This window comes from Paraburkholderia sp. (assembly GCF_035656215.1).
Taxonomy (GTDB): Bacteria; Pseudomonadota; Gammaproteobacteria; order Burkholderiales; family Burkholderiaceae; genus Paraburkholderia.
In genome coordinates, this window is sequence record NZ_DASRSY010000358.1 from 1 (window position 1) to 9,707 (window position 9,707).

Genomic DNA, 9,707 nt, shown 5'->3' on the forward strand with positions numbered 1-9,707 from the left:
ATCCGCAGCCCATGCCGGCGACATCAGCACACCACCAGCAAGCACTCCCCCGAGCGCAACGACGAGTGTTTTTCTCTTGAACATTGACTTCGCTATCCTTATTCAATTGTTGTTTGATTGCGCCCGCAACCGAGTTTTCGCCTTCGTGCGCGAGCGATGCGGCACGCATGGGGTGCTCTATTGCAAGTCGGATGCCAGGCGCGGTGGCCCGTCACACAAGGGTTTCGTGAACGAAGCCGAGTGGGTATTGCTGCTGGCGCACCCGTCAGGTGGTGTTGGGGTGTTGCGTATGCAGCACCCCAACACAGGGATGGCTATTGACGTGGATAAGGCGCACGAATGATCCGCAAAGTTCGCTCTCGGGGAGCCTGATGCTATCTTCGCGATGGGTGACTTGAACGCGGCGAGGCGGCCACGATCAGACCGATTCGGTACCGTCCATCAGGATGCCGAATCTATTTTCAGACAAAAGCAACGCCAGGCTCACCGGCGCAAACCGGACGACGACGCGACATAACGATGTGATTGCGCGAGTGCGCCTGGATCGATCCACGCATGAATATCGAAGTCCGCCGGCAGAAAACCCCATTCCACCAGGAAGCCTTTGAAATCGTCGAGCGCGGCGATCGACGTGTCGTCGAGATCGGTACGCAAGCGCTGATGCACATCGTCGCCATAAGCGAGACGCAGCCAGTCGTCGCCCGAACCCGTTTCGCGGCCCAGATAACCGAGCACTTCCTGCTTGTGCTCACGCGCCCAGCCGTCCACGTCGATCACGCGCGCCAGAAAGCGGCTGACGATGTCCGGATGGTTGTCGAGCGTGGCCGCATTGACCGTCAACGGCCGTGGCGAGCCGTTGTTGATGCGAACCTTTGGCTCCGGATGAAAGCCGATGTCGACCACGATCCGCGCGCCGATCAGGTAAGCACTCTCCAACCCGAGCGAACCCTTCACATAAATCGCATCGACTTCACCTCGCACCAGCGCCGCAATTTCCGCCGAATAAAGACGTCGGCTGCTGACGCTGCCCGGATTGCTAAAGGTCGCCGCGGGCAGCGCGCCGCCATCCGCGGGTTCGCGTACGCTGGCCGCCGCAACGTCGACCAGCTCGACATCGCGCGCGGACAGGCCCTCGAGCTCCAGCACGCTGACAAAACCGCGCAACGCGGCCGCGCGGAAAATATCGATCCGCTCGCCCGCGCGCTTCGGCAGTCCAACGCGGCGTCCACGCAAGTCTTTTGCCGTGCGGATGCCGGAATCAGGCAACGCAACGATCGCCTGCGCTTCGTCGACCCACGTCAGCGCGATCACGCGAGTATCGGCCCCGGCGGAACGCGCCCACAACGCCGGGATACTGCCGCCCTGACGAAACGAATTGTCCAGTGTGTGATCGATATGCGAGGCGCGCTGCGCAGCATGCTGCGTTTCCTGTAACGAGCGCACGGTAATGCCGTCGCGCGCGAATTCGTCGTCGAGCCAGCCGAGATGCGCGGCGATGCCGAGCGGCGTCGGCACCGGGCAGCGCGTGTACCAGATCGACTGGATGTTGTCTGAAACCGAAGTGCTCATGAATTGGTCCGGTAAGGAGTTCGCGGGGTCGAGGGGTCATGCAACGACCGTGATTAGCCGTTGTTGGCCGTCAGCACCGATAGCTTGCTGATGCCGGCGTGCTCGATCGCAGCCATCAGCTTGGCCACCGTGCCGTAGGGCACACCCTCGTCGGCCTGCAGGTTGAGCGCGATGCCCGGGTTGTTCGCCTCGAGCGCCGACAGCTCGGCGCCGATCAGGCGCAGATCGGTGGGCCGCTTGTCGAGGTACACCACACCCTTCGCGTCCACACTGACGGTCACGGCCGGCTTCTGATCGGCGGGCGCCGTGGCAACCGTCCTGGGTAGATTCACGTGCACCGCGTTGTTGAGCAGCGGCGCGGTGACGATAAACGCAACCAGCAGCACTAGCATCACGTCGACGAGCGGCGTGATGTTGATTTCGCTCAGCACGTCATCGTTATCGGAAGAGGATGAGAAGGCCATTATGCGAACACCTCGTTGACGGTCTTCAGGCTTGGTTGCGCACGCGCCGCCGTCCCCTGCACACGGAAGCCGGCCTTCTGCGCGAGCGTGACGAAATCGGTTGCGAAACCGTCGAGATCGGCGGAGGCCGCTTTCACCCGGCGCACGAAGAAGTTGTAGGCGAGCACCGCCGGCACTGCGACCGCGATGCCGACGCCCGTCGCCACCAGCGCTTCGCCGATCGGGCCGGCCACCACGTCGATGCTGGCCGACGCGCTGTGCGTGATCGCCGTCAATGCGTGAATGATGCCGAATACGGTGCCGAACAGGCCGACAAACGGCGCAGTGCTGCCGATCGAGGCAAGCACCGCGAGACCTGCTTCGAGGCGGCGGCGCTCGTTCTGGATTTGCTGGCGCAAGTGGCGCTCCAACAGATCGTGGCGGCTCCAGCTATGTTCGAGATCCTGACCATTGCCTTCGTCGGCGCGTTGCAAGGTCTCGAAGCCGGTCGCGGCGACGCGGCCCACCGGGCTCATCCCGGGTTCCAGCGTGGCTGCCGCGTGGAAACTGCTGGCCGCCCAGAACTGCTTCGCAAAGCGCCGGCTCTGTACGCTCGCGCGCACGCTTTGCACGGCCTTGACGAGAATAAGCGTCCACGTCACCACCGAGAAAATCCCCAGTAACCAGAGTGCGCCCTGCACGATGAAAGTCGTTGAAATGCCATTCATGATGATTGATTCCTTGAGTTCAAAATCCAGATCCGGTGTTGAACAGAAAGCGTGCGATTCGTCCGTCATGCGGACAGCACGCGTCAGCCCAGCTTGAAGTCGACAGGCACGTTGACCCAGCCGTCGACCGCTTCATCTCCCCGTTTGGCTGGCACGAAGCTCCAGCGCCGGACCGCGGCCACCGCAGCGTCGTCGAGCATCTTGCGGCCGCTGCTGGTCCTGATATCGACCGAGTCAGGTTTGCAGTTTGACAGCACATGCACGCGCAGCAGCACGCGCCCTTCCCAGCCCTGGTCCTGCGCGATCGGCGGATAGTCGGGCGCCGGGTTGTGCAGATACGCGGCGTTGCCGATCGGCGCGGTTTCAGCCGCCGGTGGCGCGGCAGGCGCCGGTGCGACTGGTGCCGGGATGTGCGCGACAGCGGTGTCGGCCGGTGTCGTCGCTTGCGGCGGCGTGGCCACGAGCGGCGTAAGCGCAGGCGAAGGCTTCGGCGCGAGGGCACGCGTCAGCGGGCGTGGCGGCTGCGGTTGCTGTTTGACCGGCTGCGGCGAGGGCGGCGGCGCCTGCTTAGCCTGCGGCAGCGGGATCGGCGGCCGCGTCAGCTCCACCGTCATCGGCAGGGGTTTGGGCGGCACGACAGGCACGAGTGAGTCCACGCGTCCATGCCTCGCCACCAGCATGAATCCCGCGTGCAACGCGAGGATCAACAGCGCGGCAGCGCCGATCTCACCCCATGTCCTGCGCGTCGCCCGGACCTCATGCTCCGCCGCAGACGCGCGCTGCGTCCGCGGCTGCGGCGGCAGTGGCGCAAACGCAGGCACGTTCGAACGGCGGACCGCCGAGCCGCTCCAGCGCGCCGCATGGCGCCGCGCCTGCGAACCCGCACTCTCCATTGTCAGAAACGTCACGGTTCACTCCTTACTGGTTTGCGCGTCGCGCGAGGACGCTCCACACTAGGCGACCCATGCGCGGCGATATTTCGATACCTCGGTGTACGGCTGCGGCTCGATCCATGCGCGCGCATCGAAGTCGTGCTCGAGGAAGCCCCATTCGAACAGGAAGTCCTTGAAAGCCACGAGACCGTCGATCGAGGTCTGCGCGAGATTGGTTTCCAGATGCCGGTGCACTTCGCTGCCATACGCATAGCGCACCCACTCGTTGGACGAACGGGTCTCACGGCCGATATAGGCAACGGTCTCGGCCGCATGCTTCGTCGCCCAGTCTCCGGCCGCCACCACCACCGATACGAACCGGCTGACCAGATCGGGACGTTCGTCGATGAGCGCCTGATCGACCGTCAACGTGCGCGGCGTGCCGTTGCCGATGCGCACTAGCGGATCGGGATGCGCGCCCAGATCGATCACCACGTGCGCGTCGATCAGATGCACGGTTTCCAGTCCGGCCACGCCCTTCACGAAGATCGCATCGACATCGCCCCGCACTAGCGCCGCCACTTCAAGACCGTATTCATGTGGCCCACGAAACGGCGATTCATTGCCGGGCGCCACCCCAAGCTTGCCGATCGCAATCCGCGCTTCACCAGCGTCGCGCGTCGGCTCCGGTAGATCGACCCACTGCGCGTCGCTATGCCCGAGGCCTTCAAGTTCGAGTGCGGTAAGAAAACCTTTGAGCGCCGCAGCCCGCCAGAAGTCGATACTGATCGTGTGTCGCGGCAGACCCAGACGCCGTCCACGCAGATCACGCGAATGACGAATACCACTGCTCGGCAAAGTAACGACGGCCTGGAATTCATTGGTCCACGAGAGGCCGACGACCCGCGTCGCCGCGCCTCGCGAACGCGCCCACAGCGCCGGGATATTGCCGCCCTGGCGAAACGACGACGGCAGGCTGTGATCGAAATGCGACTCGCGTATGGCAGGCTCGCGAGTCTCCTGCAACGAATTCAGGGTGATGCCGTCCGGGCCGAACTCCTCGTCGAACCAGCCGCGGTGAACGGCGATGCCGAGCGCGGTCGGCACCGGACAGCGGGTGTACCACAGTGCAGTGGACGTCGCGGCTTGCGCAACGGTTGTACTCATCGTTGGATTCCTTGATTGTTGTTGTGCACAGGCTTGATCGCCGTTGCCTTACGCGAGCGCGACTCGCAGCGCCGCCGCGGTCCTGCGCGCATCGATCGCCCCCGCTACCAGCGGCAGGACCTCCTCACCGACGCGGTACGCTTCTTCCAGATGCGGATTGCTCGCCAGAATGAAGGTCGATACGCCAATGTCCACGTACTCGGCGAGCCGCTCCGCGACCTGCTCGTGGCTGCCCACGATCACGCAACCGGGGCCGCCGCGAATCTTCGACATGCCGGCCCACAGGTTCGGCCCGACGATCAGATCGTCGAAATGCAGGGTGTTGCCCTGGTGCAGCGCGAACTGCCGCTTCGCGCCAACCGACTCCGAATCGCCGACGCCAACCGTGCGCCGTGTGCCACCCAGTTGCGTCGAGTCGCTGACGGTGGCGAACATCTGCCGCAGTTCGGCCCATGCCTGTTCTTCCGTTTCGCGCGCGAGGATGTCGATGCGCATGCCGAAGCGCAGATCGCGCTCGGCGTTCTGCGCGTCGAGCGCCTGGCGCGCGCGGTCGATCACCTCCTTCTGTTTGGCAAGCGGCTCGCCCCAACTCAGATGTACGTCACCGTGTTTCGCGGCCACCGCCATCGCGGCATCGCTGGCGCCAGCCAGATAGATACGCGGCACAGGTTGGCTGCGCAGCGGCGCGACCAGGCCACCTGCATCGACCTGATAGAAGCGGCCCTTGTGCGTGTAGGGTTCACCGGCGGAATAGCCCTTCACCACGTCGAGAAATTCATCGGTGCGCGCGTAACGGCTGTCGTGATCGATAAAGTCGCCATACGCGCGCTGATCCGCGCCCCCGCCGCCCGTCACAATGTTCCACTCCACCCGGCCGCGGCTGATCCGCTGCAGGCTGGCCGCCATTTGCGCCGCATACGCCGGATGCATGAACCATGGCTGCATCGCGATCAGCAAACGCAGATTGCGGGTCTCGCGCGCCAGCGCCGCGGCCACCACCCACGGCTCCTCAGTAAAGCGGAAGATCGGAATCAACGCGCCGTGAAAGCCGACCAGATCCGCTGCGCGCGCCACCTGGGACAGATAGTCGATGTAGCCAAAATCGTCGCTATCCGTTTTCGGCGCGACGCGCGAGGCCGTCTGGTTATTCCACTCGCCACGGGTGTGCCGGTCGTGGGCGCGTCTGCCATCGCCGTGCATCGGCAAGCGCCACAGAAATTCGACAGCCATTGATCTGTTCTCCTTGGTGTTAGCGTCGGATCGGACACGCGATGACGCCTGCCCTAACCGGTTCGGCACCTCTCTAAGCACGGCCTATGCCAATTCCACTTGAGGGGCCTTCGATTGGCACGCAATGCGCGATGGCCACGAGCGTTGCAGCTCTTCGGCTTGCATCGATCGCGGCGCAGGCAGCTTGCGCGCAAGCTGCTGCATCAACACCCCGCGTGTTGCTGGCGCAACACCGCTTCGGACAACTGCTGCTGGAGCAACACTCGCACGCGCGCCCGTCACCAATCGGCACTGCTTGCATCGGTATGCGCAGCCGAGCCGCATGTCCGCTAAAGGCTGCTCACAGCAATCGCGCGCGCCTGGCCTGGAATTTGCATTTATCAGTCCGCGCCGCCGCTACCGCTTATCCCGCGTCAGCCGGCGGCCAGCACGAACCTCAATATGGAAAACGCACATGACAGACAGGCCCGATTCGTCATCGGACAAACAGCATCCCTTCTGGTACGCACGCTCACCGGTGCCGACGCCGCTCGGCATCGCCGTGCATCTCGGCTGGCTGAACGGCGAGTTGTCGGCCGACGGCGTCGCGATCCGCTCGCTGCGCGACTCGGCCGGACACGACGCGTCGTCGATCAGCGATCACACGCTGGCGATGTCGTTTCGTCAGGGCGGCAGCATTCCGGCGATGTGGGCGCGCTCGCATCGGGCCGATACGCGCGTGATCGGCCTGTCCTGGGTCGATGAATCGCAGTTGATCCTGACGCTGCCGGGCTCGCGCATTCAGTCGATCAGGCAACTGCGTGGCCGGCGTATCGCGATTCCGCGCCGTTCGACCGACCGCATCGATATCTTTCGCGCATCCGCTCTGCGCGGTTTCGTCAATGCATTAAGTCTGGAAGGCATGACAACGCGCGACGTCGAACTGATCGATGTAGAAGCGCGCACGCTGCAAGCAGTCGGCGACGATCCCGCAACCGAACTATTCACCTTGCCTCTCGGCCTGTCGAGCCGCGCGCTATATGCCGCCGAAGCGAGCGCCTTGCTGCGCGGCACGGTGGATGCGATCTACGTGAAGGGGTCGGTCGGGCTGGAAGTGGCGCAACTGATCGGTGCGCAAGTCATGATCGATATCGGCTTTCACCCTGAACCGCATATCCGCAACAACAACGGCACGCCGCGTCCACTCACGGTGAATGCGGAAGTACTCGCCAATCATCCGGACATCGTCGCCGGTTTTCTGAAGCTCGTGGTCGCGGCAGGCGACTGGGCGCGCACGCATCCCGACGAAACCGCGCAGTACGTATCGCACGAAACCGCATCAGCAGTCGAGTGGGTTCATGCGGCCTATGGCGGCAACCTGCATCACCATCTCGGCGTGAACCTCGAAGCGGAATCGGTCGCCGCGCTCGACGACTTCAAAAACTTCCTGTTCGAGTGGGGATTCCTCGAAGCCGACTTCGAGATCGCCGACTGGATCGATCCACGCCCGATGGCCGAAGCGCTGCATTCCACACTTAAGCGCCGTGCGTGAACGAACGCACCGCTCGAACCACGCCGCCCGGCTTCCACCATTACGCTCAAGGTCTGATCCGCATATCATGAAACGCTCATCTGCTTTCTCCCTGCTGCTGCGGCGCGCGTTCATCGCATGGTCGATGACGGTGCCGCTCACCGCCGCCGCGTTGCTGGGCCCCTCCGTGGCGCGCGCCGACGATGCGCCGAAAGTCGTGCGGATCGCCGTGGTCGCTTATTCAAACGGCGGCAAAACGCAATATGCGGGCGCCTCCGCTTTAATCGACGCAGACAAGTCGCTGGAACAGGCGTTAGCCGCGCGCCATATCAAGCTGCAATGGGTGCCGGTCTCGACCGCGGCGGTCGGTACGCTGGTCAATGAGGCCTTCACGAATCACAGCACCGACTTCGCAGGCTACGGCGACCTGCCCTCGGTCGTCGTCAACGCTTCCGGCACGCGTACCAGGCTGATCGTGCCGGGTGGTGTGGGCAGCAACACTTATCTGGTCGTGCCGGCCAATTCGACGGCGAAGTCGATCGTCGATCTGAAAGGCAAGCGGATTGCGCTCAATCGCGGCCGTCCGTGGGAAGTGACGTTCGGCAAACTGCTGGCGGCCAACGGCCTGAAACTGTCCGACTTCAAGATCTATAACCTCGATCCGCAAGCCGGTGCCGCCGCCGTCGCCGCGGGCCGGGTCGATGGATTCTTTACGCTCTCGGACGCTTACCCACTCGTGGACAAGCAGGTCGGCAAGATCATCTGGTCGACCAAGGAAGCACCCGACGCGTGGAAGATGCGCGCGGAGTTGTGGGCCTCCGACGATTTCGTGCGTCAGTATCCCGACATCACGCAACTGGTCGCGACCGCTTATGTACGTGCGGCCTACTGGATTTCGCAACCGCAGAACCGCGATGCCTACATCAAGATTCTCAGCGCTTCGGGCCAACCCGAAAATGTCGTGCGCCGCGAGTACGACGACGAGAAGCTACCGTGGAAAGACCAATGGACGCCGCTTTTTACACCGTCGCTTAGTGCACATTACCGCGACGTGTCGGCGTATAGCCAGCAGGCCAAACTCACGTCCGGCGGCGTGGACGTCAATAGCCTGCTCGCGCCGCAGTTCGTCAACAATGCGTTGAAGGAGCTCAAGCTTGAACGCTACTGGGATGCGAGCGCCACGACGAATGTCGCAAACCGTTGATACGGTGGCGGGTGCCGCGACATCCGCCCCACCCGCACCCATCACTCAGGCAAGGGCGAGCACCGCCGCTCGCGCGCGTGCATTCGCGCGCCGCGCTTCCTCGCTGCTGTGGTGGGTCTCGCCCGCGATGCTGTTCCTGCTCTGGTGGTATGTGAGCGCGCAACACTGGTTCGCGCCGCAACTCCTCGTGCCACCGCACAAGGTCTATGACACCTTCAGCACGCTCGCGGCCGGCGGCGACCTGCAGGACAACCTGCTGATCACCTTGCGTCGTCTGGCAACCGGCTTCGTATGGGGCGCCTTGCTCGGCATCGCGTGCGGCACACTGCTCGCCGTGAACCGCGTTTTCTCAGACTACGTGCGCCCGCTTTTCGACATCCTGCGGCAGGTCCCGACGCTGACGCTGATACCCATACTGATTCTGCTCATCGGTATCGACGAACCGCTCAAGGTGGTGGTGGTCGCCAAAGCGGTGTTCTTTCCGGTCGCACTTGCCACCTATGGGGGTGTGCAAGGCGTGCCGCGCGATCTGGTCGAAATGGCCCGCCACTATGGGCTTGGCCGCGCTGAGTTGTTGCGCGACGTGCTGTTGCCCTCGGCTATTCCATCGCTGCTCACGGGTATCCGCATCGCAATTGCGCGTTCCTGGCTCGCGCTCGTCGCGGTCGAGTTGCTGAGCGCCGACAGCGGCATCGGCGAAATGATGGAGATGGCGCGGCAGATGCTGCGTATCGACATTGTGATGGTCGACGTGATCGCGATCGGTTTGATCGGCTTCGCGCTCGATCAGAGCATCGCACTCGTGCAGCGCCGCGTGTTGCGCTGGCAAACGCCCAACCGTTGAACCCTCTTTCTTGTAAAACGCCTTCCATGATCGCTCTGCACGCTTCGTCTCCCCTGCGCCGACGGGCTCGCGGTTTCGTCCTGCCGCTCGCCTTACTCGGGCTCTGGCAATTCGCCGCCTATCGCGATGCCGTGCATGAA

The 9,707-nt window shown here is 63.6% G+C and carries 10 protein-coding genes; 4 read left to right on the forward strand and 6 right to left on the reverse strand.

Going from position 1 to position 9,707, the window contains the following annotated elements:
* Positions 1-343, forward strand: a 343-nt coding sequence (locus VFE81_RS21040; protein WP_325046447.1) for a hypothetical protein, incomplete at its 5' end; no start/stop codon positions are given.
* A 140-nt stretch (positions 344-483) separates the two neighbouring features.
* On the opposite strand, the gene VFE81_RS21045 is transcribed toward VFE81_RS21040, so the two are convergent.
* The 6 genes from VFE81_RS21045 to VFE81_RS21070 form a co-directional block, all read right to left on the reverse strand.
* Positions 484-1,569 carry an ABC transporter substrate-binding protein gene (locus VFE81_RS21045; RefSeq protein ID WP_325046448.1) on the reverse strand — a complete coding sequence of 362 codons (1,086 nt, stop codon included), beginning with the start codon at positions 1,567-1,569 and terminating at the stop codon, positions 484-486.
* A 53-nt stretch (positions 1,570-1,622) separates the two neighbouring features.
* Positions 1,623-2,033: a biopolymer transporter ExbD gene (locus VFE81_RS21050; protein WP_325046449.1), complete on the reverse strand. Its 411-nt coding sequence runs from the start codon at positions 2,031-2,033 to the stop codon at positions 1,623-1,625.
* Positions 2,033-2,740 carry a MotA/TolQ/ExbB proton channel family protein gene (locus tag VFE81_RS21055; protein ID WP_325046450.1) on the reverse strand — a complete coding sequence of 236 codons (708 nt, stop codon included), beginning with the start codon at positions 2,738-2,740 and terminating at the stop codon, positions 2,033-2,035. Before VFE81_RS21055 ends, VFE81_RS21050 begins: the two co-directional genes overlap by 1 nt.
* Positions 2,741-2,823: 83 nt before the next feature.
* Positions 2,824-3,648: an energy transducer TonB gene (locus VFE81_RS21060; protein ID WP_325046451.1), complete on the reverse strand. Its 825-nt coding sequence runs from the start codon at positions 3,646-3,648 to the stop codon at positions 2,824-2,826.
* 45 nt (positions 3,649-3,693) lie between these two features.
* Entirely contained in the window at positions 3,694-4,779 is a 1,086-nt protein-coding gene (locus VFE81_RS21065; RefSeq protein WP_325046452.1) for an ABC transporter substrate-binding protein, read from the reverse strand.
* Positions 4,780-4,827: 48 nt separating this feature from the next.
* A complete protein-coding gene (locus VFE81_RS21070; protein WP_325046453.1) occupies positions 4,828-6,009 on the reverse strand; it encodes an LLM class flavin-dependent oxidoreductase in 1,182 nt (393 codons plus the stop codon).
* 454 nt (positions 6,010-6,463) lie between these two features.
* Between VFE81_RS21070 and VFE81_RS21075 the strand changes: the two genes are divergently transcribed.
* The 3 genes from VFE81_RS21075 (at position 6,464) to VFE81_RS21085 (ending at position 9,567) form a co-directional block, all read left to right on the forward strand.
* Positions 6,464-7,540 (forward strand): ABC transporter substrate-binding protein, encoded by a 1,077-nt coding sequence (locus VFE81_RS21075; RefSeq protein WP_325046454.1) that lies wholly within the window; start codon positions 6,464-6,466, stop codon positions 7,538-7,540.
* Positions 7,541-7,607: 67 nt separating this feature from the next.
* Entirely contained in the window at positions 7,608-8,723 is a 1,116-nt protein-coding gene (locus tag VFE81_RS21080) for an ABC transporter substrate-binding protein (RefSeq protein ID WP_325046455.1), read from the forward strand.
* Positions 8,707-9,567 (forward strand): ABC transporter permease, encoded by an 861-nt coding sequence (locus VFE81_RS21085; protein WP_325046456.1) that lies wholly within the window; start codon positions 8,707-8,709, stop codon positions 9,565-9,567. The genes VFE81_RS21080 and VFE81_RS21085 overlap by 17 nt, the downstream gene beginning before the upstream one ends.
* Positions 9,568-9,707 lie beyond the last annotated feature (140 nt).